The following is a 26012-nucleotide window of genomic DNA, read 5'->3' on the forward strand; positions in this document are numbered from 1 at the left end:
TTCTGGCGGTCGCCGGTGGAGACCTCCACGACCCACAGGGCGCCGTCCTGGTCCAGGTAGGCGATCTCGCTGCGTCGAGCTGGACGTGCCCGGCCACTCCCAGTACGCGCACGCCGGGCACCACCCGCGCTGGGACGGCGGCGGCGCGAACTGGTGCAGCCCCGCCTCGGTGGCGATGGTGCTGGCCTTCTGGGGCCGCGGCCCCGAGCCCGGCGAGCTCGCCTGGGTGGGCGCGGACGACCCCGCCCCGGCGGTGGACCACGCGGCCATGGGCACCTACGACGACAGCTACCAGGGCACCGGGAACTGGCCGTTCAACGTGGCCTACGCCGGGCGTTACGGGCTGACCGGCTTCGTGACCAGGCTGCTGTCGGCGGCCGAGCTGGAGGCGTTCGTGCTGGCGGGGATCCCGGTGATCGCCTCGCTGTCGTTCCGGGCCCATGAGCTGCCCGGCTCCGGCTACTCCACGAACGGCCACATCCTCGTTGTCACCGGCTTCACCGCCGCGGGCGACGTCGTCGTCAACGACCCCGCCGCGCCCGCGGACGGCGAGGTTCGGCGGATCTACTCGCGGGCAGCGTTCGAGAACGTGTGGCTGAGGAGCTCGGGCAGCGGCGGCATCGTGTACGTCCTCCATCCGCCCGGGCACCCGCTGCCTCCCTGTACCAACGGCAATTGGTGATCTTTCATGAGTATTCGACCGATCGATGTGGCGCGTACCGACGGCGGCCCCCAGTGGGTGGAGGCCGTCGCCACGCCCGAGGGCGTGGAGGTGTGGTGGGACGAGCCGCGCCCGCACGAGGGCGGCAGGCGCTGCGTGGTGCGCCGCCTGCCCGACGGCTCGCGCGCCGACGTGCTGCCTCAGGGCTGGAACGCCCGCAACCGCCTGGTCGAGTACGGCGGCCGCTCCTGGCGCCCGCTGCCGGGCGGCGGCCTGGTCTTCACCCACTGGGCCGACCAGCGGCTCTACCGCCTGGACGCCGCCCCCGGGACGGCCGCCGAGCCGGTCGCCCTGACGCCCGAGGGCCCGGCCCGGTACGGCGACCTCTACCTGCCGCCCGGCCGCGACGAGGTGTGGGCGGTCCGCGAGATCGACGACGCGCGTGACCTGGTCGCGGTCCCCCTGGACGGACGCCCGCTCAGGGTCGTCGCCCGCGCCCACCATTTCCTGATGAACCCCCGCCTGTCCCCCGGCGGCACCCGGATCGCCTGGATCGGCTGGAACCACCCCGACATGCCCTGGGACGGCACCGAGCTGTGCGTGGCCGACCTGTCCCCGGACGGCGTCGCGGGCCCCCACCGGGTCGTGGCCGGCGGCCCCGAGGAGTCGGTGACGCAGGCCGAGTGGCGCGACGAGGAGTCCCTGTACGCCGTCACCGACCCGACCGGCTGGTGGAACGTGCACCTCGTGCACCTCGACGGCTCCCCCTCGCGCAACCTCACCCCCATGGAGCTGGAGTTCGGCGCGGCGGCCTGGAAGCCGGGCCTGGCCTGCCTGGCCCCGGCGGGCGAGCAGCTGGTCGTCGTGTACGGCACCGCCGACCACCGCCGCCTGGGCGTGCTCGACCCGGCGACGGGCGGCCTGCGCGAGATCGGCGGGGACGGGCACACGTACTGGGCCTCGACGGTGTCGGCGGCCGGGGGCAAGGCGGTGGCGGTGGGGGCGACGCCGTACACGCCGCTGGAGGTGACGCTGGTCGATCTCGCCACCGGCGGGCACGAGGTCGTCTCGGCCCCCAAGCCGCTGCCGGACCGGGCGCTGCTGCCCACGCCGGAGGCGGTGACGATCGAGGGCGTGCACGCCCATCTCCACCCGCCGGCGGGGGTCGCCGGGCCGGCGCCGTACGTGATCTTCGTGCACGGCGGCCCGACCGGGAACACGCCGGTCGTGCTGGACCTGGAGGTCGCCTACTTCACCAGCAGAGGGATCGGCGTGGCCGTGGTGAACTACGGCGGCTCCACCGGTTACGGCCGGGCCTACCGCGAGCGGCTGCGGCACCAGTGGGGGGTGGTGGACGTCCAGGACTGCGCGAAGGTGGCGCGCGGGCTGGTGCAGCTCGGCCTGGCGGACGCGGCCAGGATCGCGATCCGGGGCGGCAGCGCCGGCGGCTGGACCACGGTGGCCGCGCTGGTGCACAGCGACGTGTTCGCGGGCGGCGTCGCGCACTACGCGATCACCGACCCGGAGAGCTGGGCGGCCGAGACGCACGACTTCGAGTCGCGCTACCTCGACGGCCTGGTGGGCCCGTTGCCCGAGACGCGGCAGCGGTACACCGACCGCTCGCCGCTCCTGAACGCGGCCCGGGCATCGGGCCCATGCCTCATGTTGCACGGTCTGGAGGACGCGATCGTGGACGTGAGCCAGGCCGAGCGATTCACCGCCGAACTGGACAAGCACGGCAAACAGTGGGCTCTGCTCACCTTCGCCGGCGAGCAGCACGGCTGGCGCAGGGAAGAGACCATCGTGGCGGTGCTGGAGGCCGAGCTGGCCTTCTACGGGCTGATCTTCGACCTGGAGACGCCCGGCGTGCCGCCGCTGACGCTGAAGGGGAGAGCGTGAAGAGCGTCGCCGAGATCTGCTCGGACCTGATCAGGTTCGACACCACCAACCCGGGCTCGGGCGAGCGCCCGGCGGCCGAGTACGTGGCCACGCTGCTGGCCGACGCGGGGCTGGAGCCGGTGGTGTTCGAGTCGGAGCCCCGGCGGACGACCGTCGTGGCCAGGATCGACGGCGACTCCTCCGACGCGCTGCTCGTCCACGGCCACCTGGACGTGGTGCCGGCCGACCCCGCCGAGTGGCGGATGCACCCGTTCTCCGGCGAGATCACCGACGGCTGCGTGTACGGCCGGGGCGCGGTGGACATGAAGGGCTCGTGCGCGATGACGCTCGCGGCCGTGCTGGACATGGCGGCGCGCGGCGTGCGGCCCAAGCGGGACCTGGTGCTGGCCTTCCTGGCCGACGAGGAGGCCACCGGCGACCACGGCTCCCGGTACGCGGTGACCGAGCACCGGCACCTGTTCGACGGCGTCACCGAGGCCATCAGCGAGTCGGGAGGCTTCAGCGTCGAGGCCGGCGGGCGGCGCGTCTACCCGATCGCCGTCGGCGAGCGCGGCACCGCCTGGATGAAGGTGACCGCCCACGGCGTGGCGGGCCACGGCTCGCGGCCCGCCGTGGACAACCCCGTCGCCACGCTGGCCCACGCCCTGTCGCGGGTCGCCGCGCACCAGTGGCCGGTACGCCTGACGCCGTCGGTCGCCGCGCTCCTGGAGAGCCTGTCGGAGATCACCGGCCGGCCGATCGACCTGGACCGGCTGGACGCCGAGGCCGCCCGGCTGGGCGCGCTCGGCGAGCTGTTCCACGGCCAGATCCGCAACTCGGCGAACCCGACGATGCTGGCGGCCGGTTACAAGGTGAACGTGGTGCCCTCGACGGCCTCGGCGCACGTGGACGGCCGGTACCTGCCGGGCCTGCAGGAGGAGTTCCTCGCGACGATCGACGAGCTGCTCGGGCCGAAGATCACCCGCGAGTTCGTGAACCTGGAGGAGGCGCCCGCCGCGCCGTACCCGTCGGCGTTCTTCGACGAGCTGGCGGGGGCGCTGGTGGCCGAGGATCCGCAGGCGCGGCCGGTCCCGTACGTGATGAGCGGCGGCACCGACGCCAAGTCCTTCGCCACCATCGGCATCCAGGGGTACGGCTTCGCCCCGCTCATGCTCCGGCCCGACCTGGACTACTTCGGCATGTTCCACGGCAAGGACGAGCGGGTGCCGGTGGAGGGCCTGGAGTTCGGCACCCGCGTGCTGACCCGCCTGCTCACCTGACCGTCCCGGCCCGGCGACGCCCTCAGGCCGCCGGGCCGAACCAGGCCGTCAGCGCCTCCGCCAAGCCGCTCCCGCCCGCCCAGGCGACGTAACCGTCGGGACGCACCAGCAGCGCCCCGCCCCCGGCCTGCGGCGCGTCGGCGACGGCCGGGCGCACGCGGTCGCGGTGCCCCGCCAGAGCGTCCGCCGGCATGGCCGTGTCCGCGCCGCCGGACAGGTCGAGCAGCAGCCCCCGCCCGTCCCGCAGCAGCTCCGCGACCGGCCGCCCGGCCTGTTCCGCCGTCGCGGCCCGTGAGTCCGGCAGCGGGGTGGCGGTCAGGGACGGGGTGAAGCGGCCCACGCGCGGATCGGGCGCGGCGGGCGCGTAGTCGACGTCGGTGCCCTCGACCATGCGGGTGAAGTGGCGCTCGGCGTCCGGCAGCGCCATCACCTCGGCCAGCACCTCGCGCAGCGCGTCCACCTGGGGGCCGGGGCGCATCGCTGCCACCTGGGCGCGGGTGTTGCGCAGCACGCGGGCCGCCACCGGGTGACGCTCGCCGGTGTAGGTGTCCAGCAGGCTCTCCGGGGCCGCGCCGCGGGCGACCAGCGCCAGTTTCCAGCCCAGGTTGACGGCGTCCTGGAGGCCCAGGTTGAGCCCCTGGCCGCCGATCGGCGAGTGCACGTGGGCGGCGTCCCCCGCCAGCAGGACGCGTCCCTTGCGGTAGGAGTCGGCGTGCCGGGTGTTGTCGCTGTAGCGGATGCCGGCCTCCAGGCGGGCGACCCCGACGTCCTCCCCGGTCACCCGGCGCAGGCTGCCCGCCAGCTCCTCGGCGGTGACCGGCGCGTCCCGCCCGGAGGACGTGTCGCCGGGGCCGCCGTCGAACTCGACGGTCGCGATCTCCCCGGGCACCAGCGACAGGTTCACCAGCCCTCCCGGGCTGCGCAGGGACGAGCCGACCACCCCTGGGCCGGTCAGCGTGGCCACGGCCGTCCTGCCGGTCATGGTGGCGGGCGTGCCGGAGAAGGCGAACCCGGACCGCTTGCGCACCAGGCTCCGCCCGCCGTCGCAGCCCACCAGGTAGGCGGCCTCGACGCGCTCGCCGTCCGCCAGGGTGGCCACCACGCGGTCGGCGTGCGCGGTGACGTCCACGACGGCGCGGCCGTGGCTGGCCGGCACGCCGAGCTCGGCGGCCCGCGCGGCCAGCACGGCCTCGATCCGGTGCTGCTTGAGCATGACGTACTCGGCCGTGCCGTCCTGCGCCAGCAGCGGCAGGCCGGCGAAGTGGCCGCGCATCATGCCCTTGCGCAGCAGCTCGGTCATCATGCCGACCATGTCGGAGCGGTCCGGCTCGGGGCCGGCGGCCAGCTCGTCGAGCATCCGCCACTGCGCCTCGGCCAGCGGCTGCACCAGCCCGCGCAGCTCCAGCGAGTGCAGGGTGCGGGCGTTGAGCGAGCGCAGGCCGAGGCTGCGGGTCACGCGTTCCGCGCCGGTGGCCGCCTCCAGGACCAGCGGCCGCGCGCCGCCGAGCCGGAGCTCGCAGGCCAGCAGCAGCCCGACCGGCCCGCCGCCCACGATGATCACGTCGGTCATGCCGACTCCTTACTTACGGCGTATGCTTACGTCGTAAGTAGAGCACGTACACCGTAAGCTCTGTCAAGCGCGAAGGGAGAGCCGATGGCACGGCGCGAGCCGCTGAACCGGGACAAAGTGCTGGCCGCAGCCCTGGAGCTGGCCGACAACGAGGGCCTCGACGGGCTGTCGATGCGGCGGCTGGCCAAGCTGCTGGGCGTGGAGGCGATGTCGCTCTACAACCACGTCTCGAACAAGGCCGACCTGGTCGACGGCATCGTGGAGCTGGTGTTCCGCCAGGTGGAGCCGCCCGACCCCGAGCTGCCGTGGCAGGAGCAGCTGCGCGCGACGGCGCGCAACATGCACCGGGCCTTCAGCCGCCATCCGGTGGTCCCGCTGGCGCTGGCGACCGACCGGTCCAACCCGACCTCGCCGCACGCCCTGCGGACCCTCGACGGCCTGGTCGGCACGCTGTACGCGGCGGGCTTCGACGACCTGGGCGCCTGGCGGGCGCTGACCGCCGTGAACGGCCTGGTGTTCGGCACCCTGCTGCTGTCCACCGGCGGCTTCGGCGGCGCCCCCGGCCGGCACGCCGGCGAGGAGCAGGTGGGCGTCTACATCCGCGCCCTCGACCCCGGCCGCCTGCCGCACTTCGCCCGGCTGCTCCACTGGACGCGCGGCGGCGTCGATCCGGCCGCCGACTTCGAACAGGCCCTGGACCTGCTGATCGACGGTCTCGCACAGGCTGCCGCAAACTAGTGGAACAAAGCATTCCGTTCTGCTAGTATGGAGTCATCTCGAAAGGAGCTCCACATGGGCGACATCATCAGCGGCTGGGACGTTCTGGACGCCTCGCACGAGGCGCTGCGCAAGGCCGTCAGCGGCATCCCGGCCGGCGGCTGGGACCTGCCGACCCCGTGCTCCGAGTGGAGCGTCACCAAGGTCTTCAAGCACGCGGTGGGCGACCAGATCGGCTTCGCCGCCACGCTCACGGGCGAGGCCGGGCCGGTGTTCAACCCGTTCGACCCGCCCGCCGAGCCGGGCGCCGACCCGGCGGCCGAGCTGGAGGACGCGCTGACCCGCTCGGCCAGGGCGTGGGCCGCGGTCGACCGGGACGCCGCCGAGGTGCCCACGCCGGTGCCGCCGAACAAGATGTCGCCGTGGGCGGGCTCGACGGCGTGCGCGCTCGACGCGGCCGTGCACGCCTGGGACATCGCCGTGGCCACCGGTCAGCCCTCGCCGCTGACGCCGGAGATGGCCGGGCCGCTGCTGGAGGTCGCCCGGCAGATCGCCGACCCGCTGCGCCCGTGGGGCGCCTACGCCCCGGCGCTCCCTGACGACGCCTCCGGCGACGAGGTCGCCGCCCTGCTGCGCTACCTCGGCCGCGACCCGCACTGGACGCCGGCCGCCTGAGGCCCGCGCGCGCCCCGCCCCGAGCGGCGGGGCGCGGCGGGGCGCACTCCCCCGGTCAGGAGAACTTGGTCTGCGGACGCTCCTCGCGCTCGCCGTCGACGAAGATGTCCAGCTTCTCGTTGTAGAAGGCGATCAGCCCCGCCACGCGCTCGCTCTCGGGCAGCGGCGTGCGGTAGGACCAGGCCAGGTCCTTCTTCCCGTTGACCGACCAGTACTCCGCCGTCCCCTTGTACGGGCAATGGGTCGCGGTGTCGGTGTGCTCCAGCAGGTCGAGCCGTACGTCGGTCTTCGGCAGGTAGTAGCGGGCCGGCAGGCCGGTCTCGAACAGGATGCGGGCGTTGCGCGAGTCGGCCACGGTGACCCCGTCGACCTCCACCCGGATGTGCCGCGAGCTCGGCAGGATGTCCACCCGCGTGTACGGGTCGCGGGCGTGCACGTAGACCTCCTCGTCCTCCTCGAACCAGGCGTCCATGGCGTCCCAGTCGAAGCGCACGTGCCCGCGGATCTCCTCCAGCGGCGAGTCGCCGTAGACCAGCGCCGCCTCCGGGGCCTGCGCGGCGCCCGAGGTGACCGTGTGGACGGCGGCGTCACCCCTGCTCGGGGAGTGCCTGGACGCGCCGGTCGGCTTGAGCGCCACCTCATCGACGTCCTGGAGGGGGAAGTAGTAGGTGGGGTAGAACGGGCCTTCCCACACCAGCAGGGCCCGGGTCGTGTCGGCGATCGGCCGGCCGCCCAGGTAGGTCCGCACGCGCTTGGCCGACCGCTCGACGCGGACCCGGCCCCGGTTCGTGGCATCCATGTCCCCGCCAACCCGCGTGGCGGCGGGGCTATTCCGGCACTCAGACCCCGAACAGCGCCAGCGTCGCCCACGTGGTGAGCGTGCCGGTGACCGCGCCCGCCGCGACCTGCGCCCACGTGTGATGGGCGAGGCGGACCCTGGCCCAGCACACCAGCGCCACCACGGCCGCGCCGGCGATCGCCACCGGCACGGCGGGCAGCACGTGCGCCAGCACCACCACCGTGCCCGCCGAGACGGCGGCGTGGAAGGAGATCTTCCAGCGGGTGGTGATCGGCACGGTCACCGCCAGGGCGACCAGCATCGCGGTCACCGTGGCCACCAGCAGCCGCGGCGCGCCCAGCACGACCAGCAGCGCGAGCGCGACCAGCACGGCGGCCACGGCGGCCAGCAGCGGACCGGTGCGGCGGGCCCGGTCGACGATGTGGTGGGAGTCGAGCCGCCCCGAGCGCACGCCGAGCGCGATCACCGCCGCCGGCACGCCGCCGCAGAACGCCGAGGCCACCAGCCCCCAGGCCGCGCCGGCCCATCCCTGGGCGAGCAGGCCCACGGCGGGCGGCATGACGATCACCAGCACTTGCGGTGCCAGCAGGTTCGTCACCCGCTTCGCCACCAGGTCGGCCATCATGGCATGAAAGATTACGCGATCATGGCCGCCGCCCGTTTCAGCGACGCCCCGGCCGCTCCGGGGCCGCCTGGTCAGCCCTTGCCGGCGGCGTTCACGATGCGGGTCGTGGAGCGGTCGGGGATGGCCGCCATCTCCCAGCACTCGGCGCCCAGGATGGCCGCCGCCGTGGCCCGCGCGCCCGCGTGCGGGTCGCCGGCCGTGTGGGCCAGCGCGCCGGGCCGCATAGGCGCGAGCAGGTCGATGTAGTCCTCGGGGCCGTGCGCCTCGGGCGGCCCGGCCACCACGAAGACGCCGGCCACGCAGCGCAGCGCGGCCAGCACCTCGGCCCGCTCCGCCGCCGGGTTGAACGGCCGGCTGGGCCCCTTCCACGCCCGCACGCGCGGGTCGTCCTCCACGCCGACCACCAGGGGCAGCCCGCGGGCGGCCACGGCGCCCAGGTAGCGCACGTGGCCGACGTGCAGGATGTCGAAGACGCCGGTCACGACGGCCGCCCCGGGCCCGTCGTACGGCTCCACCCAGACGGCCTCCAGGCTGCTCACGCGACCTCCTCCGACGGCCGGGCGAGTAGGCTGCTGTGCACGCTTTGCTCCCCCACGGGCCTAGACGACTCGTCGATCGCAGCGTACTCGGTCGCCGCGGCAGGTCGTGCAGGCGACCTTGGAAAGAGCATTCCTACCTTTTCGCGATAATCTCTCGCCCCCTGCCCGCGCGTCTCATGACGTCACCTGATTCGGGGGAGGTCGCCGTGGCGCCGAGGGACTCAGACCATGCCGACGGGGGTGAGACGCCCGGCTTCCGCGACCTCGCGGTCCGGCTTCCGGGGGTCGCGTCCCAGGTCTCGCGGGCCAGGGGGCTCGTGACGGACGCGCTCGGCCGCGATCACCCCTTCCTTGACGACGTGGTGCTGCTCACCAGCGAGCTGGCCACGAACGCGATCCTGCACACCAGGTCCGGGGACGGCGGCTCGTTCACGGTGTCGGTGCTCAGCTCGGACACCACGGTCCGGGTGTGCGTGGCCGACGGCGGCGCGGACGGCCCGCCGTGCGTGTGCCGGACCGCGCCGCAGGCGACCAGCGGCCGGGGGCTGCCGCTGATCGAGGCGCTCAGCCACCGGTGGGGGTTCGTCCGCGAGGGGGGCTCGACGACCGTCTGGTTCGAGCTGACGCAGGCCCGCGTGCCCGCCGGGCAGGAGCCGTGCGTCACAGGTCGAGCCGGCACAACCCTTCGGCCAGCGCCTTCGTGGTGAGCCTGGTCCGGCTGTCGCAGCCCAGCTTGGCGAAGATGTGCTCCAGATGGGTGGTCACCGTCCGGACGCTCAGCACCAGGCAGGCCGCGATCTGCGGGTTGGAGTCGCCGGCCGCGACCCGGGTGAGCACGTCGACCTCGCGGCCGGTCAGGTCGTAGGGCAGCGGGCAGGGCCGTTCGGCGGCGACCGCGCCCTGCAGCGAGCCCTGGTAGCCGACGCCGGCCCGCAGCAGCCGCACCTCGTGCCAGCGGCCGCCGCCGTCGAGCCACAGGCCGCGCCGGCTCAGCTCGCGCGAGTCGATGAACGCCCGCGCGAAGGCCGCCATGGCGGGGTCGTCCCACAGCTCGCGGGAGACCTCGTGGCCGGGCACCGCGCGGCGCTCGCCGAGCCGGTCGAAGGCGACCGCGCGGAAGTCGGGCGGCAGCCCGGCGGGGTCGATCACGCACCGGGTCAGGTCGGTGACGTGCGCGAGCATCGGGCTCACGGCGGCGACGAGGGCGCCGGCCAGCAGCGGGAAGGCGTCCTTGGCGGCCAGGTGCAGCAGGCCCGTGTAGCGGCCGCCGTCGGCGAGGAACAGCGGCGCGGTCAGCCCGGCCCGCCATCCGTAGGGGGCCAGGTGGCGGCGGAAGTACCGTTCGGTGCCCGGCTGCGGCATGGGCACCGGCCGCCGCCCGGCGATGGCCTCGCGGCAGGCGTCGAGCGCGGCGTACTCCTCGGCGGCGTCGCGGTCGATGCGGCGGTGGCCGTCGGAGACGACGCTGTGGTGCCGGCCGGTGGCGGGGTCGAAGGCGACGAACTCGTAGGCGTCGAGCGGGACCACCTGGCGCAGCGCCGCCATCGCCGCGTGCGCGCCGCCACCCCCCGCGACCTGGTAGCCGACCTCGGCGAACGCCTGCAACTGGCGGACGCTCAAGGTGATCTCAGCCACGGCTCTTTTATATCATTTGCCATTCCTTGCCCTGCTCTTGAAGATTTTCTTCACGGCCGCCGCGGTGCTACGGTGGCAGGCATGCAGCGCGCTCTCGTCACGACGACGCCGGACACGGTCCCGGCGCGCTGATTCCATGCATCCCGGGCGGGCGCCCGGGAGCTGGTCGTTCGCCCTTTCACCCGCAAAGGACGATCATGAACGACCACCGCAGGCTCGGCCGCGAGCTGGAGATCTTCGGCACCGACCCGCTGATCGGCTCCGGCCTGCCCTACTGGCTGCCCGCCGGGGCCGCCGTGCGCAAGGCCGTGGAGGACTACGTCCACGAGCTCGAACGCCGCCACGGCTACGTGCACGTCAACTCCCCCGTGCTCGGCAAACGCGAGCTGTACGAACGGTCGGGCCACTGGGCGCACTACGCCGAGGACATGTTCCCGCCCATGAACGTGGGCGGGGAGGAGTTCGTGCTGCGGCCCAGCCTGTGCCCGCACCACGCGCTGATCTACCGCTCGCGCGGGCGCAGCCACCGGGAGCTGCCGCTGCGCGTGGCCGAGCTCGGCGGCATGTACCGCTCGGAGCTGTCGGGCGTGCTCGGCGGCCTGACCAGGGTGCGGGCCATCCAGCTCAACGACGGCCACGTGTTCTGCGCGCCGGAGCAGGCGGCGGCCGAGGTGTCGGCCGCGCTCGACCTGATCGAGGCCGCGCACGCCCGGCTCGGCATCGAGGCCGCCCGCTACCGGCTCTCGCTGCGCGGCGAGGGCGGCAAGTTCGTGGACGACCCCGCGATGTGGGCGCGCTCGGAGGCCGTGCTGCGCGAGGTGCTGCAGGAACGTGGCTGCGCCTACGACGAGGAACGCGGCGAGGGCGCCTTCTACGGCCCGAAGATCGACATCCAGATCGCCGACCCGGCGGGCCGCGAGAGCACCCTGTCGACCGTCCAGGTGGACCTGTACCAGCCCGAGCGCTTCGACCTGTCGTACGCGGGCGGGCGGCGTCCCGTCATGGTGCACCGCAGCGTGGTCGGCGGGATCGAGCGCCTGGTCGCGCACCTGATCGAGGTGCACGGCGGCGCGTTCCCGGCGTGGCTGGCGCCCGTGCAGGCGGTCGTGCTGCCGCTGTCGGACGCCGAGCTCCCGGCGGCCGAGGACCTGCTGCGGCGGGCGGTGGCCGCCGGGCTGCGGACCGAGCTGGCGCCCGCGGACCGGGGCAGCCTCGGGGCCAGGATCAGGGCGCACCGGCTGGTGCCGTACCAGCTCGTGGTGGGGCCGCGCGAGGTCTCGGACGGCGTGCCGTCCGTCCGGCTGCGGGACGGCGGCCAGGCGGGCCCGGTGCCGGTCGAGAGGCTGGCCGCGGAGTGCCGGCCGCGCTTCTGACGTCCGTCACCGGCGTTCAGAGCCAGTCCTTCTTCTTGAAGACCGCGTACAGCACCACGGACGCCACCGCCACCAGCACCGACGACGCCCAGAAGCCCGAGATGTCCCCGGAGCCGGGGTAGGGCACGTTCTGGCCGTAGAAGCCGGTGATGGCGGTGGGCACCGCGATGATGGCGGCCCAGCTCGTCACCCGCTTCATGATCTCGTTGAGGCGGAAGCCCTGCTGGGCCAGGCGGGTCTCGCGGACGTTGGCGAGCATGTCGCGGATCGCCTCCACCCACTCGGCGACCCGCTGGACGTGGTCGTAGACGTCCTCGTAGTAGGGGGCCATCACCGGGTCGGCGACGATCTCCTGGTCGCGGCGGAGCAGCGTGCCGAGCACCTCCCGCATCGGCATGGAGATCTTGCGCAGCCTGGCGGTGTCCTTGCGCAGCAGGTACATGGCGCGCTGGAGCTGCCTGCCGTCGCGGGGCGCGTCGTCGAACAGCGACTCCTCCATGGCCTCGGCCCGCGCGTCGAGGTCCTGGACCAGGTCGAACTGGCTGTCCACGACGTAGTCGAGCAGGCCGTGCAGCAGGAAGGAGACGCCGTGCCCGGCCAGGCGGGAGGTCGCGTCCCAGCGCCTGACCACCTCGTCGATGTCGAAGCAGGCGTTCTCCCGCACGGTCACCAGGGCGTTGGGGGTGACGAAGGCGTTCACCTCGACGGGGACGAGGCGGCCCTCGTCGAGGTGGATGCCGTACACGGTGATGAACAGGTGGTTGTCGTAGACGTCCACCTTGGGGCGCTGGTGGTCGCTGAGGACGTCCTCGACGGCCAGTTCGTGCAGGCCGAGCTCCTCGCCGACCTGGTTGAGCTGCTCGGGGGTGGGCGAGCACAGATCGAACCAGACGGCGGCCTCGGGATCGCCGACGTGGTCGGAGACCTCCTCGACGGGGAAGCCCTCCTTTTCGAGGACGCCGTTCCTGTACAGACGCGTGCGCATCAGGCGAGTCTGGCAAACCGCCGGGCATCGCGCACGGCCGCTCCCCCCGGATCGTTGTTGAAGTAGACGTGGACGTCCCGCCATCCGGCCTGCTCCACCCTCCTCGCCCAGCTCTTCAGCGCCGCCGCGCCGTAGGAGGGCCGGGGGGCCGCCAGGCCCTCGTGCAGGCGCACGTACCCCCAGTCGGCGGTGCGCCACAGCGGCGTCAGCGGCCGGCCGAGCCGGTCGGCCCAGCACAGCGCGGCCCCTCGCGCGAGCAGCACCTCGCGCACCTCGCCGGTCCACCAGGAGTCGTGCCGCGGCTCCACCGCCACCCGCACGCCGCCGGGGAAGCAGCCCAGGCAGCGGTCCAGCAGGGCGGGGTCGGCGCGCAGCGTGGGCGGCAGTTGCAGCAGGACCGGGCCCAGCTTCTCCTTGAGCGCCCCGGCGGCCGCCATCAGCCGGGCGACCGGCTCCTCGGGCCCGGTCAGCCGCTTGATGTGGGTGAGGTAGCGGCTGGCCTTGACCGCCATCACGAACCCGTCGGGCGTGCGCTCCCGCCAGGCGGCGAACGTCTCCGGCGACGGCAGGCGGTAGAAGGCGTTGTTGCTCTCGACCGTGGGGAACTCGGCCGCGTACGTCTCCAGCCACAACCGCTGGGGCACCCCTTCGGGGTACAGCACGCCGCGCCAGTCCTTGTACTGCCATCCGGAGGTGCCCACCAGCGTCGCCACACCCGGCTCCTACCCCGCGCCGGGTGCGTTACTGTCGCAGTCCCGGAAGCCTAGGAGGATCTTTCACGCGATGGGCGCCGATCATTTCCACGGCCATTCCCACGGTCACGGCCACTCCCACGGCGTGGCCGCCGCGCCGCCGTCGCGTGGCGCGGTCGTGGCGAGCCTGGCCGTGCTGGTGCCGCTGGCCCTGGCGACGCTGGCCTGCCTGGTGTGGCTCTGGCCCGCGGGGCAGGCGGCGCCGGCCGGCCAGGACGGGCGGGAGGGACCGGCGGTCGAGCGGGTCGAGGGCACGATCGCCTCGGTCACGCTCAGGCGCTGCCCGGCCGTCCAGGAGGGCATGCCGGTGCCCGACCCGGCCACCTGCGGCAACGCCACCGTACGGGTCGGCTCGGGGCCCGACACCGGCCGCGACGTCACGCTGCGGCTGCCGGGCGGCCCGGGTGCCCAGCGGTTCACGGCGGGCGACGACGTGCTGCTGCTGCGCGCCGCCGACGGGGACTACCAACTCTCCGACCACGACCGGTCGACGACGTTGTGGCTGCTGGGCGGCGCGTTCGCGCTGGCGGTCATCGCGTTCGGGCGGTGGCGCGGGGTGACGGCGCTGGTGGGGCTGGCGGTCACGTTCGGGCTGCTGCTGACGTTCGTCATCCCGGCCGTCCTGGCGGGCGAGCCGCCGATGCTGGTCGCCGTCGTCGGCTCGGCCGCGATCATGCTGACGGTGCTCTACCTCACCCACGGCTTCTCGCTGACCACGTCGATGGCCGTGCTGGGCACGCTGGCCAGCCTCGCGCTCACCGGGCTGCTGTCGTACGGGGCGCTCGGCCTGGCCCGGCTCAACGGCGTCACCGACGACACCGCCCTGACGCTGGGCATGAGCCTGTCCATCGACACCGAGGGGCTGCTGCTGGCCAGCATCATCATCGGGGCGCTCGGCGTGCTCGACGACGTCACCGTCACCCAGGCGGTGACGGTGGGCGAGCTGGCCGCGGCCAACCCCTCCTACGGCTTCGCCCGCCTGTACCGGGCCGCGGGACGCGTCGGGCGGGCCCACATCGCCTCGGTGATCAACACGATCATCCTGGCGTACGCGGGGGCGTCGCTGCCGCTGCTGCTGCTGTTCAGCATCGGCGCGCAGCCGCTCGGCGACGTGCTGACCACGCCGGTCGTGACCCAGGAGATCGTCCGCAGCGTCGTGGGCACGCTCGGGCTGATCGCCGCCGTGCCGATCACGACCGCGCTGTCGGCCTTGGTCGCCGCCCGCGGCGCACGGCCCGCGGAGATGCCGGAGGGCGAGCCGTTCACCAGGCCCGTGCGGGCCGGCGGGCCGCTCACCAGGCCCGCCCGGCACCGCCGCTGAGCGGGGTCAGCCGACCTCGGCGCTGCCGTCCACCCGCAGCTTGCGGCGGGCGCGTTCGTAGAAGGTGGTGCCGACGCGGACCACCTTCGCCGCCCCCGGCCAGGCCGTGACCGTGACGGTGTCGCCGGGGCACAGGTGGCCGACCACCCGTCCGTCCACCTCGACGGCGAGCCTGCCGCTGGTGGGCAGCACCTCCAGCGTCACCTCCTCGTCGGCGGGCAGCACCAGGGCCCGATTGAAGGAGGAGTGGGCGGCGGCGGGCACCACGAGAACGGCCTCCACGCGGGGCGAGACGATCGGCCCCCCGGCCGAGAAGCTGTAGGCGGTGGAGCCGGTGGAGGTGGCCACGATCACGGCGTCCGCGGACAGGCTCACGAACGGGCTGCCCGACGGGGTGACCGACACCCCGGCCAGCCCCTCGCCGGGGATGCGGACCAGCGCGATGTCGTTGAACGCGGTCACCGCGACCCCCGCGACCACGCTCCTGATCGCCATCCGCGGCTCGATCGTGTACTCGTGGCGGTCGATGGCCGACAGCGTGCCGGCCAGCTCGTCCACGTCGATCTCGGCCAGGAAGCCGAGCTTGCCCAGGTTCACCCCCAGGATGGGCGTGGGCCGGCCGGCCAGCAGCCGCATGGTCCGCAACATCGTGCCGTCGCCGCCGAGCCCCACCAGCAGGTCGGCCCGCTCGACCAGGGCGACCGCGTCGACCGGCACCGCGCTGCAGTCGATGCGCCCGACCTCCTCGGGCAGCCCGAGGACGGTGGCCCCCTTGTCCGCGGCCCAGCGCAGGATCGTGTCGATCGCCTTCTTGGAGTCGCGCTGGGGATGCAGCACCAGCCCGACCGTCCCGACCATGCCCATGCGACCAGCCTAAACGGTGGCGTACCCGGACATCCGCGGCGGCCCCGGGCACCCGGCGGCTCCGCTAACGTCGGAGGCATGCGGCTTCATGTGGGATGCGCGATGTGGACGCACACACCGTGGAACGGACGTTTCCTGCCCCATCCGCTCCCGCCGGGCGAGCGCCTGCGCGCCTACGCCACCTGGTGCGACGCGGTCGAGGGCAACACCACGTTCTACGCCACCCCCGCCCGCGCCACGGTGGAGTCGTGGGCCCGGCAGCTCGACCCCGACTTCCGCTTCGTGGTCAAGCTGCCCAAGGCCATCACCCACCACCACCGGCTGACCGGCGCCGAGCAGGAGCTGCACGCCTTCCTCGACGCCATCGAGCCGCTCGGGCCGCGCGCGCACGCCCTGTGGGTGCAGTTACCGCCCGGTTTCGGCCCCGCCGACCTCGGCACGCTGGCGGCCTTCCTGCACCGCCTGCCCCGCTCCCACCGCTACGCCGTGGAGGTCCGCCACCGCGCCTTCTTCGACGACGCCCGCCAGGCCGGGCAGCTCGAACGGGTGCTGGCCGCCGCCGGCGCCGAATGGGTGCCGTTCGACACGGTGACGCTGTTCCGCACCCCGCCGACCAGCGACGCCGAACGCGACGCGTGGACGAAGAAGCCGCGCGTGCCGCGCCGCACCCGCGCGCTCACCGGCCATCCGATCGTCCGCTACCTGGGCCGCGACTCCGTCGAGGCCACGGTCGAGGGCTGGCGGGAGTGGGTGGACACGGTCGCCGGGTGGCTGCGCGAGGGCCGCTCCCCCACCGTGTTCGTCCACACGCCCGACAACGCCGACGCGCCGATGCTCGCCCGCCGCTTCCACGACGAGGTGCGCGCCCGGGTGCCGGAGCTGCGCCCGCTGCCCGAGCCGATGCCCGCCGAGCCCCCCACGCTGTTCTGACCGCCCGCCGGCTGCGCGGGCGGCCTCACGCGCGCAGCGTGTAGCGGATCGGCAGGTGCTTGATCCCGCCCACGAAGGTGGTGGCCACCCAGGCGGGCTCGCCGTCGAACTCCACGCTCTCCAGCCGGGGCAGCAGCTCGGCGAACAGCGCCCGGATCTCCATCCGGGCCAGCGCGGCCCCGAGGCAGAAGTGCACGCCGGAGCCGAAGGCCAGGTGCCGGTTGGGGTCGCGGCCGGCGTCGAAGCGGAACGGCTCGGCGAACACCTCCTCGTCCCGGTTGGCCGACGGGTACGACAGCAGCACCGACTCCCCCCGCCTGACCGGCGTGCCGCGTACGGCGGTGTCGGCGGCGGCGGTGCGCATGAACTCCTTCACCGGGCTGACCCACCGGATCATCTCCTCGGCCGCCAGCGGCAGCAGCCCGGGGTCCCGGCGCAGCCGCCGCAGCTCGCCGGGATGCCGGATGAGCGCCTCCAGGCCGCCGGCGATGGTGGAGCTGGTGGTGTCGTGCCCGGCGGTGGCGATGATGACGTAGTAGGAGGCGGCGTCCAGGTCGCTCAGCGGGCGGCCGTCCACCCGGGCGTTGGCGATCTCCGAGGCGAGGTCGCCGGTGGGCCTGGCCCGGCGCGCGGCGGTCAGCTCGCGGAAGTAGTCCAGCAGGTCGGCCAGCACGGCGGTGTGGTCCTGGGCGGTGCCGCCGCGCCGGTTGTCGCTGTCGTCCTGGCCGAACAGCTCCTGGGTGAGCCGCAGCATGCGCGGGAAGTCCGACTCGGGCAGACCCAGCAGCGACAGGACGACGTAGAGCGGGTAGTGCACGGCGACCTGCCGGGCGAAGTCGCAGGAGCCGCCGTGGGCGCTCATCCGGTCGACGTAGCGCCGGGCCAGGTCGCGGACGCGTACCTCCAGGGCGCGCATCGCCCTGGGCCGGAACCAGTCGGCGGCGACGGCGCGCACGACGCGGTGCTCGGGGTCGTCCATGTGGACGAGCGTCTTCAGGCCGGTGCCGCGGGCCCGCTGCTCGGCCAGCCGGGCGTCGATCTCCGCGCTCCGCAGCACCGGGCGCGGCGCGCTCAGCCACAGGCCGTTGTTCCGCTCGATCTCCAGCAGGTCAGCGTGCCGGGTGACGGCCCAGAAGGGGTTGTAGCCCGGCACCTCCACACGGTGCACCGGGGACTCGCGGCGCAGCAGCGCCAGGGCCTCGTGCAGCCGGGTCTCGTCGGCGTACGCGGCGGGCGTGGCGAACACGTGCCCGGCCTCCTCCACGGACATGGTCGCGGTCACGGGCGGGCCCTCCTGTGGATGCGGGGGTGATGCGGCCAGGAGAGCCATTCCCCCGGGGCGTGTGCGCCATTCGGCCCTGCGGCGGCCACCGGCAGGGCAAGATCGGATGGCAGCGTCCCCGCGGCGTCCCCGCGGCGTCCCCGCGGTGTCCCCGCAGTCGAGTCGAGCAGTGGAGTGGAGCGCACATGACGGCTACCGCCGAGTCGTTACGGCAGTCCTCCGGCGGCGTGACCGCCCGCCTGATGGGCGTCGAGGAGGAGTACCTGGTCGTCGATCCGGCCACCCGCGCCGTGGCCCCCGGGGCGGCGGCCGTCGTCGGGCGCGCCGCGGCCGGGCTGGGCGACCGGGTCTGCACGGAGATCACGCAGTTCCAGGTGGAGGCCAAGACGGCGCCCTGCGCGAGCCGGGCCGAGCTGGAGGCGGAGCTGCGGCGGATGCGCGAGGTCGTGGCCGCCGCCGCGCGCGCCGAGGGGCTGGCCGTGGTCGCCTCCGGCACGCCGGTGATCGGCGACGTCGTCCCGCCGCCGATCACCGAGCATCCCCGGTACGGCGTCGGCATCGACAACTACCGAGCCCTGCACGACGAGCAGGCCATCTGCGCCGGTCACGTGCACATCCACGTGCCCGACCGGGAGCAGGCCGTGCTGGTCTGCAACCACGTGCGCCCGTGGCTGCCGGTGCTGCTCGCGCTCATGGCCAACTCGCCCTTCTGGGCCGGCCGCGACACCGGCTACGCGGGCTGGCGGGTGCTGGCCTGGGGCAAGTGGCCGGTGGCCGGGCCGCCGCCGTACTTCGGGTCGCTGGAGCACTTCGAGCGCACGGTCGTGGCGCTGACCGACAGCGGCGCGCTGGTCGACCCCGGGACGCTGTTCTGGGACGTGCGCCCGTCGGCCCGGCTGCCCACGGTGGAGGTGCGGGTGGCCGACGTGCCCGCCTCCACGCGTGAGTCGGTGTTCCTCGCGCTGGTGGTGCGGGCGCTGGTCACGACGTCGCTGCACCGGGTGCGGGACGGCGATCCGGGCCCCGAGGTGCCCGCCGAGCTGCTGCGGGTGGCCTACTGGCGGGCCGCCAGGGACGGGCTGGGCGGGTCCGGCGTCGATCCGTTCACGGGGGCGGCGCGGCCGGTCGCCGAGCTGGTGACGCGGCTGCTGGAGCACGCCGGGCCCGCGCTGGCCGCGGCCGGCGACCTGGAGGCGGCCGAGGAGGGGTGGCGGCTGCTGCGCGAGAACGGCGGCGGCGCCGAGCGCCAGCGGGCCGCGCACGCCCGGCGCGGGGCGCTCGCCGACGTGGTCGACGATCTCGTGGCCCGCTTCTCCGCCCACGACTGAAGCCGGCCGGCTCCTCCTACGGGTGAAGCCGGTCGGCTCCTCCTACGGGTGAAGCCGGTCGGCCAGGAACGCGCGCAGCGGCTCGACGTGGCGCACGGGATCGCGCCAGCGGGCCTGGAGGTCCTCCAGGAGGTGCTGCTCGGCGACCGGCTCGCCGTGCCGCCAGACCCGGACGACGGGATGCAGGAAGGCGCACTCGTCGGCCCGCTCGGGCGTGGGGTGGCGCTGGATGGCGAACACGTCGGCCCGGTCGCGCGGCCCCCAGCGCAGGGTCAGCGTGAGGCACAGCCCGGCGGCGGCGAAGCGCTCGCGGGCGTAGTCCTCCGGCAGGTCCTCGTAGTGCCGCACGACGCCGTCCGGGCCGAGCACGTACGCGTCGGACAGGTACTCGAACTGGGTCCACAGCGCCGAGCTGTGGTTGACCCGGTCGAGCATCGACCCGGTGAGCACGTCGGCGTCGGCGGGCAGCTCGCGCACGGGCAGCGGCCGGCCCTCGTAGCGTTCGAGCAGCAGGGCGGTCAGCGAGCGCAGGTTGTAGCGGAAGCCGTCGATGAACGCCGAGGAGGCCCGTTTGAAGTCGCGGGCCTGCATGAGGGTGCCGGCGAAGTACAGGCCCTCGACGTCGGCCGACTGGAAGTCGGGGCGGATCGCCGGCATCCGGCCGCCGGGGGTCAGCGCGGGCCGGCAGGAGTCGCCGAACAGGCCGGTGTCCATGGTGAAGCCGGTGCAGCGCAGGACGGCGTCGTAGTCGAGCAGCGCCTGCTCGCCGTCGGCCAGCGTGTACGTGATCGCGGCCCTGATCCCGCCGCCCTCGCGCCAGAGGCGGTCGACGGTGCACTCCAGGACGCCGTGCAGGGTCTTGAACCAGTAGCTGTCCAGGAAGGCGCCGTACTGGCCGCGGACGTGGCCGGGGTGCTTGCTCGTCCAGGCCAGGCGGACGGGGCTGGGGCTGGCCAGGTGGATGACCGCGGCGTACGGGAGCAGCGCCTGGGCGGTCTCGAACGCCGAGTTGCCCTTGCCGATGACCAGGACGCGCTGGTCGGCGAAGTCCTCGCCGTTGACGGGGACGTCCTCGTAGCCGGTGGCCAGCTCGATGCCCGGGATGTCGGGGATGTGTGGGCCGCCCCAGCCGGTGGCGACGATCAGGCAGTCGGCGCGGAGGACCTGGTCACCGGTGTGGACGACGAAGCCCGCGCCGTCCTTCTCGACGCGCTCGACGGCCGTCGAGTACCGCACCCGCAGCCCGTGGACGCGCTGGAAGTCGGCCAGGTAGCGGACCAGGTCGTCGGCGTGCGGAAAGTACTCGCGCGAGTAGTTCGGGAACATCAGGTCGGGCTCGTCGTTGAGCAGGGAGTTCCAGTCCCAGCGGAGCTGGATCTCGCGCTCCTTCTCGCCGGTGTGCACCTTGTTCAGCGAGATGAGCCGGCGGTGGCGCGGGTAGCTGCGGAAGAAGCCGCCGGGCGCGTCCTCGCGTTCCAGGGTGACGTAGTCGGCCCCGGCGCGCTGCAGGAAGTAGCTGAGCTGCAGCCCGCCGGGTCCGGCGCCGATGATCACGAACCGGTGGTGTTCCGCGTCCATCAGTCCTGCTGTCCCGCCGCCGGTGGGACGGTCGTGTAGCCGTGCGTCAGGATGCGCTGCGCGGCCAGGTCGTACCCGGCGGGGTCGTCGGGGGCGAAGGTGCCCAGGCCGTCGACGTACCGGTTGAACATGCAGAACGCGGCCGCGATCAGCACGGTGTGGTGCAGTTCCTTGTCGGTGGCCCCCTCCGCCCTGGCCGCGGCCACCAGCTTGTCGGTGACGTCCCTGCCGCTCCGCTGCACGGCGGCGGCGATGGCGAGCAGGGCGCGGAGCTTGGGCGTGACGGGCGCCGTGGCGGGGTCGGCGCGGACCTGGTCGACCAGCGTCATCCCCTCCGGGAGCTGGGCGGCGGCGAACGCGGCGTGCGAGGCCGTGCAGAACCGGCACTCGTTGAGCCCTGACACGTAGGCCGCGATCAGCTCCCGCTCGCCGCGGCTCAGTGTGCTGTCGCCACGCAGGAGGACCTCGGCCAGCGCGTTCATCGGGGCGGCCGTCTCTGGGCTGAACTGGAAAAGTCCGCGGATTCCAGGTTCATCGGAATCGAGGGCAATATGGGGCACGCAAGCTCCCATCGATGCGGTTTTCTCCTAGTCTGCACACTCTGGCAAATTGCGCAAGATCTCGTTAATTGTGCCTCCTTCTTGTCTCCTGCAACTGACGCGCGTAATGTCACGGACGCCACCTAAACCCCGTTTGTGACTGGCGGTCGTCATGGATGAGCATCCCCACATCACCGTTGCCGGCAACACCTACGACGCCATTGCCAAGGGCGACCTGGAGGACCTTCGCCGGCTGCTCGCCGACGACGTGATCTTCCACGTCCCCGGCCGCGGACCGATGGCCCGCGACTACTCCGGCAAGGAAGCCGTGCTCGGCTACCTGGCCGAGCTGCTGAAGTCCACCACCGGCACGCTGCGCCTGGAGCCGGAGTCCTACCTCGTCGGCGGCGACCAGGTCGCCGCCGTCCTGCGCATCCGCGGTGAGCGCGACGGCCGCTCGCTCGACGACCGCGGCATGCAGTTGTTCCGGATCACCGACGGGAAGATCAGCGAGCGCTGGAGCTTCCCGCTCGACCCCTATTCGGTGGACGAGTTCTTCGGCTGATCACGCCCCGGTGGACGGGGCCGCTCAGCCGGCCTCGTCCAGCGCCTCGTCGTTCCACACCTTCACGTATCCGCTGGTCAGACGGGCCCTGTCGGCGTAGTGGCCGGGGTCGTCGGTGGCCAGTGTGGCCAGGCCGTCCACGTACCGGTTGTACATGCAGAAGGCCGCCGCGATCAGCACCGTGTCGTGGATCTCCAGGTCCGTGGCGCCCTCGGCCCTGGCCGCGCGCACGTGCTCGTCGGTGACCTCCCGTCCGCCGCGCTGCACCGCCCCGGCGATGCCCAGCAGGGCCTTGAGCTTGCCGGAGAGAGGGGCCGCCGCCGGGTCGGCGCAGGTCTCGTCGACCAGCGTCATGCCGTCCGGCACGCGAACGGCCGCGAAGGCCGCGTGGGTGTGGAAGCAGAACCGGCACCGGTTGAGCGACGACACGTACGCCGCGATCAGCTCGCGCTCGCCCCGGGTCAGCGGACTGTCCCCGCACAGCAGCACCTCGGAGAGCAGGGTCAGCGGTTCGGCCGCCTCGGGACGGTAACGGAACAACCCCCGAATCCCCGGCTCGTCGGACACCAGCTGGATATGCGGACGCGTCCCGCCCGCGTGATTAACGAATTCACGCCGCCCAGCGTCGTGCGAGACGGAACGTAATGCTGAATTTCCCATTCGGTCCTCCAACGTCCGTTTGCCTGCCTATGGGTTCCAGTGTGCGGGTTCGGCGCGCGCAGATTCCGCCGCGGAACGACCAGGAAGTTGCGTGCCGGTGACCACTTGATGCCAGCGGCGCCGCTGGAACCATCCGCCCGGAATCGGGTTCGGGTGCCGTCCGGCGCGCCGACACGGCCTCCGACCAGCGATAACGCATTGTGACGATATTCTGGCGAGCAGTAGCTGAGGCGCACAACCGGGGGCGGAGCATGAAGATCGGCATCATCGGCGCGGGGAACATCGGCGGCACGCTCACCCGGCGCCTGACCGAGCTGGGGCACGAGGTGGCGGTGGCCAACTCCCGGGGCCCCCAGACGCTCACCGGCCTGGCCACCGAGACCGGCGCGACCCCGGTGACCGTCGAGGAGGCGCCCCAGGGAGCCGACCTGGTCGTGGTCACGATCCCCCAGGGCAAGGTGCCCGAGCTGCCCGACGGCCTGTTCGACGACGTCACCGGCGGCCTGACCGTCGTGGACACCGGCAACTACTACCCCCAGCGCGACGGCCGGATCGACGAGATCGAGGCCGGGATGCCGGAGAGCCGGTGGGTCGAGCAGCAGCTCGGCCATCCGGTGGTGAAGGCGTTCAACAACATCTTCGCCGACCACCTCGCCCACGGCGGCCGCCCCTCCGGCACCCCCGGGCGCATCGCCCTGCCCGTGGCCGCCGACGACGAGCGCGGCAAGAAGATCGTGATGGGTCTGGTGGATGCGCTCGGCTTCGACCCCGTGGACGCCGGCGGGCTCGACGAGTCGTGGCGGCAGCAGCCCGGCAGCCCCGTCTACACCACCGACAAGGACGCCGAGGGCGTCAGGGAGGCCCTGGCCCAGGCCCGCCAGGAACGCACACCGGAGTGGCGCGCCTGACCCGACCGGGACACCTGCCCCCGGTCAGCGCTGCCCAGGCCCGGTCGGCGCTGCTCAGGCTCGGTCGGCGCTGCTCAGGCTCGGCAGGCGATGCTCAGGGCCGGTCGGCGCTGCTCAGGGCCGGTCGGCGCTGCTCAGGCCGGGCCGGTGCGGAGGAGCAGCATGGCGATGTCGTCGGCGCGGTGCTCGACGGCCGCCGCGGCCGCGATCATGTCCTCAGCCACGTCGGTGAGCGGCTGGTCCGGCGCCGGCGCGAACCCGGCGGCCAGGCCGCCGATGGCCTCGCCGAGGTCGTGCCCCGGGACCTCGATGAGCCCGTCGGTGTAGAGGGCCAGCACCGAGCCGGGCGGCAGCGCGAGCTGGGTGGTGGCGTACTCGGTGCCGGGTTCGATGCCGAGCAGCAGCCCGGGGGCGGACTCCACCACCTGGGCGGGCTCGCCGGGCCGGCGCAGCAGCGCCGGCAGGTGGCCCGCGCTGGCCACGCACGCCATGCTCCGCCCCAGGTCGACGCTGATGTACAGGCAGCTGGTGAACCGGTCCGGGGCCAGCTCGTTGAGCAGGCGGTTGGTGTGCGCGAGCACCTCGCCGGGGTTGGCGCCCGCGCTCGCGTGGGCGTGGATGGCCGTACGCACCTGGCCCATCAGCGCGGCGGCGGTGACGTCGTGCCCCTGGACGTCGCCGATGACGGCGGCGGCCACCTTCTCCTCCAGCCGGATCAGGTCGTAGAAGTCGCCGCCGATGTCCATGCCGGGCGTGGCGGGCAGGTAGCGGGCGACCACCTCCAGCCCCGGGATGCCGGGCAGGGTGCGCGGCAGCAGGCTCGACTGCAGCGACTGGGCGAACTGGTGCTTGACGTCGTAGAGGCGGGCGCGCTCGAACGCCTGGGCGATGAGCCCGCTCAGGGCCGTCAGGCTGGCCCGCTCGTCGGTGGTGAAGCGGTGAGGACGGTCGTAGGCCAGGATGCACATGCCGGCCGTCCGCCCGCCGGCCGTCAGCGGCAGGAACGCCCAGGCCGACATGTCGTCCGACCTGATCGCCTCCGGGTACGTCGCGCGCAGCTCGGCCCAGGTGCCGAAGAAGGCCGGTGCGCCGGCGGCCAGCGGGTGGCCGGGCGACAGGTGCAGCAGGGGCTGGCCGTCGTACTCCTCGATCGCCTTCTCGCTGTACCCGCGCGAGGCGGCCACCTGCATGCGCCCGCCCCTGGAGGTGAGGATGGCCAGGGCCTGCACGTGGTAGGCGGGCATCACGTGGTCGGCGACCAGGTTGATCACCTCCTGGGCGGTGACGGCCCGCGCCAGGGTGGTGGCCAGGTGCAGCATCTCGTGCAGCGCGACGAGGCGCGGCGGCCGGTCGGCGGCGACGAGCTGGTCGGGCATGACCGGACGCGGGTCGCGGGCCATCGTGCTCGGCGTGACCCGCATGGTGACGCCGGCCAGGCCCGGATAGAGGTGGAAGGCCAGCCACTGGCCGCCCGGGTTCCGGGTGGTGAAGTAGGTGACCTCCTGGCTGACCACCGCGGCGCGGTAGCGGTCCTCGTAGGCGGGCTCGCCCAGCCAGGGCAGGGCGTCCCAGGGGCGCTTGCCGGTCAGCTCGCCCGCCTCGGCCTGCAGCAGCTCCTCGGCGGGGGCGGTGACCAGGGTGAGCCGCCCCTCGACGTCGAGCATGCAGTAGCCCTCGGGCAGCCGGTTGAGGCAGGTCAGCAGGTCCTCGCCGCCGGGCGGCTCCCTGGTCAGCACGCGCGGCTGGTGCCCCGGCGGCACCGGCCGGTTCCCCCTCGGGACGATCTCCGCCAGGTCGGCGCAGGTGGCGGTCAGGACGTCGAGCTGGTGCGGGGTGGGACGGTGGGCCGGGGCGGGCGGCCAGAGCAGCATCATGGCCCCGCGCACCTCGCCGTCGCGGTCGACCAGGGGCGCGACTGCCAGCGCGAACCCGTACGGGAAGGCGAGCGCCACGAGCGGGAACTCGCGGGCCATGGCCTCCCGGTCGGGCACCCACACCAGCCGCCGCTGCCGAACCGCCACCGCGACCGGCGACTGGTCGGTGGACCTGATCAGGACCCACGAGCGCGAGAAGGGCTCGGGGAGCCCCGACTCGGCGTCCATCATCAGCACGCGCCCGTCCTCGGCCAGGACGAAGAGCACGCACACGTGCGCCTGCGTGCTGGTGGCCGCGCCGAGCAGCAGCCTGTCGACGTGCGCATCGCCCGCCGAGCCACCGTCGTGCGCCTGCGCCTCGTCGTGGAGCCGTCCTTCGTTGCGGGTGCGCTCTTCGTCGGAGGCCCGCCCCTCGTCACGGGCCTGCCCCTCGTTACGGGCCCGCTCGTGGTTACAGGCCCGCTCCTCTTTACGGGCCTGCCCGTCTTTACGGGCCTGCCCGTCTTTACGGGCCCGCTCCTCGGCGTTGGCCCGCGCCTCGTCGTGGGCCGGGCCCCCGTTGTGGACCGGCCCGCCGTCTTGGGCCCAGCCGCCGTCGCCGGCCGGCGGGCCGGGAGGTGGTGGCGGGTTGTGGGGGACATCTCCCATGAAATCAGGTTATGCAAGCTCCTCGT

25 protein-coding genes are annotated in these 26012 nt (G+C 73.6%); 12 read left to right on the plus strand and 13 right to left on the minus strand.

All coding sequences use genetic code 11. The features are described 5' to 3' along the window. The first annotated feature begins 85 nt into the window (after positions 1-85). Genes ACWEJ6_RS30570 through ACWEJ6_RS30580 form a run of 3 tightly spaced genes read left to right on the plus strand, consistent with a single transcriptional unit; the run spans position 86 to position 3819 of the window. The gene (locus tag ACWEJ6_RS30570) at positions 86-682 is read left to right on the plus strand and encodes a C39 family peptidase (protein WP_452428187.1); all 597 of its coding nucleotides are present in this window, start codon (positions 86-88) and stop codon (positions 680-682) included. Between the two features lie 6 nt (positions 683-688). After that, positions 689-2560, plus strand: coding sequence for a prolyl oligopeptidase family serine peptidase (locus tag ACWEJ6_RS30575; RefSeq protein WP_452428188.1), 1872 nt, complete (start codon positions 689-691; stop codon positions 2558-2560). Further along, a complete protein-coding gene (locus tag ACWEJ6_RS30580) occupies positions 2557-3819 on the plus strand; it encodes a M20/M25/M40 family metallo-hydrolase (RefSeq protein WP_387669967.1) in 1263 nt (420 codons plus the stop codon). Before ACWEJ6_RS30575 ends, ACWEJ6_RS30580 begins: the two co-directional genes overlap by 4 nt. A 22-nt stretch (positions 3820-3841) precedes the next feature. Here the strand turns inward: ACWEJ6_RS30580 and ACWEJ6_RS30585 are convergent, their stop codons facing one another. After that, complete coding sequence (locus tag ACWEJ6_RS30585; RefSeq protein ID WP_452428190.1) at positions 3842-5389, minus strand: FAD-dependent monooxygenase; 1548 nt, start codon at positions 5387-5389, stop codon at positions 3842-3844. Between the two features lie 84 nt (positions 5390-5473). On the opposite strand from ACWEJ6_RS30585, the gene ACWEJ6_RS30590 reads away from it, so the two are divergent. Further along, entirely contained in the window at positions 5474-6127 is a 654-nt protein-coding gene (locus ACWEJ6_RS30590) for a TetR/AcrR family transcriptional regulator (RefSeq protein WP_452428192.1), read from the plus strand. A 54-nt stretch (positions 6128-6181) separates the two neighbouring features. Further along, the gene (locus ACWEJ6_RS30595) at positions 6182-6781 is read left to right on the plus strand and encodes a TIGR03086 family metal-binding protein (RefSeq protein ID WP_452428194.1); all 600 of its coding nucleotides are present in this window, start codon (positions 6182-6184) and stop codon (positions 6779-6781) included. 55 nt (positions 6782-6836) lie between these two features. On the opposite strand, the gene ACWEJ6_RS30600 is transcribed toward ACWEJ6_RS30595, so the two are convergent. The 3 genes from ACWEJ6_RS30600 to ACWEJ6_RS30610 all read right to left on the minus strand — a co-directional run bounded on the left by ACWEJ6_RS30600 (position 6837) and on the right by ACWEJ6_RS30610 (position 8744). Continuing rightward, complete coding sequence (locus tag ACWEJ6_RS30600; RefSeq protein ID WP_452428196.1) at positions 6837-7580, minus strand: DUF427 domain-containing protein; 744 nt, start codon at positions 7578-7580, stop codon at positions 6837-6839. A 40-nt stretch (positions 7581-7620) separates the two neighbouring features. Then, a complete protein-coding gene (locus ACWEJ6_RS30605; RefSeq protein ID WP_358293300.1) occupies positions 7621-8205 on the minus strand; it encodes a hypothetical protein in 585 nt (194 codons plus the stop codon). A 71-nt stretch (positions 8206-8276) separates the two neighbouring features. Then, positions 8277-8744 carry an adenylyltransferase/cytidyltransferase family protein gene (locus tag ACWEJ6_RS30610; RefSeq protein ID WP_452428198.1) on the minus strand — a complete coding sequence of 156 codons (468 nt, stop codon included), beginning with the start codon at positions 8742-8744 and terminating at the stop codon, positions 8277-8279. Positions 8745-8950: 206 nt separating this feature from the next. Between ACWEJ6_RS30610 and ACWEJ6_RS30615 the strand changes: the two genes are divergently transcribed. After that, complete coding sequence (locus ACWEJ6_RS30615) at positions 8951-9451, plus strand: ATP-binding protein (protein WP_452428200.1); 501 nt, start codon at positions 8951-8953, stop codon at positions 9449-9451. On the opposite strand, the gene ACWEJ6_RS30620 is transcribed toward ACWEJ6_RS30615, so the two are convergent. Further along, a complete protein-coding gene (locus tag ACWEJ6_RS30620; protein WP_352328875.1) occupies positions 9405-10379 on the minus strand; it encodes a helix-turn-helix transcriptional regulator in 975 nt (324 codons plus the stop codon). The genes ACWEJ6_RS30615 and ACWEJ6_RS30620 overlap by 47 nt on opposite strands. A 197-nt stretch (positions 10380-10576) precedes the next feature. Between ACWEJ6_RS30620 and thrS the strand changes: the two genes are divergently transcribed. Further along, positions 10577-11752 (plus strand): threonine--tRNA ligase, encoded by a 1176-nt coding sequence (thrS, locus tag ACWEJ6_RS30625; protein WP_452428202.1) that lies wholly within the window; start codon positions 10577-10579, stop codon positions 11750-11752. A 16-nt stretch (positions 11753-11768) separates the two neighbouring features. Here thrS and ACWEJ6_RS30630 read toward each other — a convergent pair whose 3' ends face one another. Both ACWEJ6_RS30630 and ACWEJ6_RS30635 read right to left on the minus strand, forming a co-directional pair. After that, on the minus strand, positions 11769-12737 hold the full coding sequence (locus ACWEJ6_RS30630; RefSeq protein ID WP_452428204.1) for a magnesium transporter CorA family protein: 969 nt from the start codon (positions 12735-12737) through the stop codon (positions 11769-11771). Further along, positions 12737-13450 (minus strand): DUF72 domain-containing protein, encoded by a 714-nt coding sequence (locus ACWEJ6_RS30635; RefSeq protein WP_352354077.1) that lies wholly within the window; start codon positions 13448-13450, stop codon positions 12737-12739. The genes ACWEJ6_RS30630 and ACWEJ6_RS30635 overlap by 1 nt, the downstream gene beginning before the upstream one ends. 70 nt (positions 13451-13520) lie before the next feature. Between ACWEJ6_RS30635 and ACWEJ6_RS30640 the strand changes: the two genes are divergently transcribed. Continuing rightward, positions 13521-14810: a YibE/F family protein gene (locus tag ACWEJ6_RS30640; protein WP_452428207.1), complete on the plus strand. Its 1290-nt coding sequence runs from the start codon at positions 13521-13523 to the stop codon at positions 14808-14810. A 6-nt stretch (positions 14811-14816) separates the two neighbouring features. Here ACWEJ6_RS30640 and ACWEJ6_RS30645 read toward each other — a convergent pair whose 3' ends face one another. Then, positions 14817-15674, minus strand: a complete 858-nt coding sequence (locus ACWEJ6_RS30645) for an NAD(+)/NADH kinase (protein ID WP_452428209.1) — start codon at positions 15672-15674, stop codon at positions 14817-14819. Positions 15675-15752: 78 nt separating this feature from the next. Here ACWEJ6_RS30645 and ACWEJ6_RS30650 point away from each other — a divergent pair, with 78 nt between their 5' ends. Further along, positions 15753-16604, plus strand: a complete 852-nt coding sequence (locus ACWEJ6_RS30650; protein ID WP_358293310.1) for a DUF72 domain-containing protein — start codon at positions 15753-15755, stop codon at positions 16602-16604. A gap of 25 nt (positions 16605-16629) precedes the next feature. Here the strand turns inward: ACWEJ6_RS30650 and ACWEJ6_RS30655 are convergent, their stop codons facing one another. Continuing rightward, positions 16630-17886, minus strand: a complete 1257-nt coding sequence (locus tag ACWEJ6_RS30655) for a cytochrome P450 (protein ID WP_452428211.1) — start codon at positions 17884-17886, stop codon at positions 16630-16632. Between the two features lie 185 nt (positions 17887-18071). On the opposite strand from ACWEJ6_RS30655, the gene ACWEJ6_RS30660 reads away from it, so the two are divergent. Then, positions 18072-19214 (plus strand): carboxylate-amine ligase, encoded by a 1143-nt coding sequence (locus ACWEJ6_RS30660; RefSeq protein ID WP_452428213.1) that lies wholly within the window; start codon positions 18072-18074, stop codon positions 19212-19214. Positions 19215-19256: 42 nt separating this feature from the next. On the opposite strand, the gene ACWEJ6_RS30665 is transcribed toward ACWEJ6_RS30660, so the two are convergent. Together ACWEJ6_RS30665 and ACWEJ6_RS30670 are read right to left on the minus strand one after the other, a co-directional pair. Then, positions 19257-20792 carry an NAD(P)-binding domain-containing protein gene (locus ACWEJ6_RS30665; protein ID WP_452428215.1) on the minus strand — a complete coding sequence of 512 codons (1536 nt, stop codon included), beginning with the start codon at positions 20790-20792 and terminating at the stop codon, positions 19257-19259. Beyond that, a complete protein-coding gene (locus ACWEJ6_RS30670) occupies positions 20792-21364 on the minus strand; it encodes a carboxymuconolactone decarboxylase family protein (protein WP_387669993.1) in 573 nt (190 codons plus the stop codon). The genes ACWEJ6_RS30665 and ACWEJ6_RS30670 overlap by 1 nt, the downstream gene beginning before the upstream one ends. 139 nt (positions 21365-21503) lie before the next feature. Between ACWEJ6_RS30670 and ACWEJ6_RS30675 the strand changes: the two genes are divergently transcribed. Next, positions 21504-21896: a nuclear transport factor 2 family protein gene (locus tag ACWEJ6_RS30675; RefSeq protein ID WP_352330337.1), complete on the plus strand. Its 393-nt coding sequence runs from the start codon at positions 21504-21506 to the stop codon at positions 21894-21896. A gap of 24 nt (positions 21897-21920) precedes the next feature. Here the strand turns inward: ACWEJ6_RS30675 and ACWEJ6_RS30680 are convergent, their stop codons facing one another. Beyond that, positions 21921-22436, minus strand: coding sequence for a carboxymuconolactone decarboxylase family protein (locus ACWEJ6_RS30680; protein ID WP_358293316.1), 516 nt, complete (start codon positions 22434-22436; stop codon positions 21921-21923). Between the two features lie 320 nt (positions 22437-22756). Here ACWEJ6_RS30680 and ACWEJ6_RS30685 point away from each other — a divergent pair, with 320 nt between their 5' ends. Beyond that, positions 22757-23464: an NADPH-dependent F420 reductase gene (locus ACWEJ6_RS30685; RefSeq protein ID WP_452428218.1), complete on the plus strand. Its 708-nt coding sequence runs from the start codon at positions 22757-22759 to the stop codon at positions 23462-23464. Between the two features lie 134 nt (positions 23465-23598). On the opposite strand, the gene ACWEJ6_RS30690 is transcribed toward ACWEJ6_RS30685, so the two are convergent. Further along, positions 23599-25986, minus strand: coding sequence for a SpoIIE family protein phosphatase (locus tag ACWEJ6_RS30690; RefSeq protein WP_452428220.1), 2388 nt, complete (start codon positions 25984-25986; stop codon positions 23599-23601). Between the last annotated feature and the right edge of the window lie 26 nt (positions 25987-26012).

Source organism: Nonomuraea sp. NPDC004702, from assembly GCF_053601695.1.

What these genes read in the sequence shown, in the direction of transcription:
- thrS (WP_452428202.1), top strand. Translation starts at nt 10,577, where the DNA reads ATGAACGACCACCGCAGGCTCGGCCGCGAGCTGGAGATCTTCGGCACC.
- ACWEJ6_RS30665 (WP_452428215.1), bottom strand. Translation starts at nt 20,792, where the DNA reads ATGGACGCGGAACACCACCGGTTCGTGATCATCGGCGCCGGACCCGGC.
- ACWEJ6_RS30690 (WP_452428220.1), bottom strand. Translation starts at nt 25,986, where the DNA reads ATGGGAGATGTCCCCCACAACCCGCCACCACCTCCCGGCCCGCCGGCC.
- ACWEJ6_RS30650 (WP_358293310.1), top strand. Translation starts at nt 15,753, where the DNA reads ATGCGGCTTCATGTGGGATGCGCGATGTGGACGCACACACCGTGGAAC.
- ACWEJ6_RS30675 (WP_352330337.1), top strand. Translation starts at nt 21,504, where the DNA reads ATGGATGAGCATCCCCACATCACCGTTGCCGGCAACACCTACGACGCC.
- ACWEJ6_RS30640 (WP_452428207.1), top strand. Translation starts at nt 13,521, where the DNA reads ATGGGCGCCGATCATTTCCACGGCCATTCCCACGGTCACGGCCACTCC.
- ACWEJ6_RS30600 (WP_452428196.1), bottom strand. Translation starts at nt 7,580, where the DNA reads ATGGATGCCACGAACCGGGGCCGGGTCCGCGTCGAGCGGTCGGCCAAG.
- ACWEJ6_RS30575 (WP_452428188.1), top strand. Translation starts at nt 689, where the DNA reads ATGAGTATTCGACCGATCGATGTGGCGCGTACCGACGGCGGCCCCCAG.
- ACWEJ6_RS30585 (WP_452428190.1), bottom strand. Translation starts at nt 5,389, where the DNA reads ATGACCGACGTGATCATCGTGGGCGGCGGGCCGGTCGGGCTGCTGCTG.
- ACWEJ6_RS30605 (WP_358293300.1), bottom strand. Translation starts at nt 8,205, where the DNA reads ATGATGGCCGACCTGGTGGCGAAGCGGGTGACGAACCTGCTGGCACCG.
- ACWEJ6_RS30595 (WP_452428194.1), top strand. Translation starts at nt 6,182, where the DNA reads ATGGGCGACATCATCAGCGGCTGGGACGTTCTGGACGCCTCGCACGAG.
- ACWEJ6_RS30630 (WP_452428204.1), bottom strand. Translation starts at nt 12,737, where the DNA reads ATGCGCACGCGTCTGTACAGGAACGGCGTCCTCGAAAAGGAGGGCTTC.
- ACWEJ6_RS30660 (WP_452428213.1), top strand. Translation starts at nt 18,072, where the DNA reads ATGACGGCTACCGCCGAGTCGTTACGGCAGTCCTCCGGCGGCGTGACC.
- ACWEJ6_RS30670 (WP_387669993.1), bottom strand. Translation starts at nt 21,364, where the DNA reads ATGGGAGCTTGCGTGCCCCATATTGCCCTCGATTCCGATGAACCTGGA.
- ACWEJ6_RS30645 (WP_452428209.1), bottom strand. Translation starts at nt 15,674, where the DNA reads ATGGGCATGGTCGGGACGGTCGGGCTGGTGCTGCATCCCCAGCGCGAC.
- ACWEJ6_RS30590 (WP_452428192.1), top strand. Translation starts at nt 5,474, where the DNA reads ATGGCACGGCGCGAGCCGCTGAACCGGGACAAAGTGCTGGCCGCAGCC.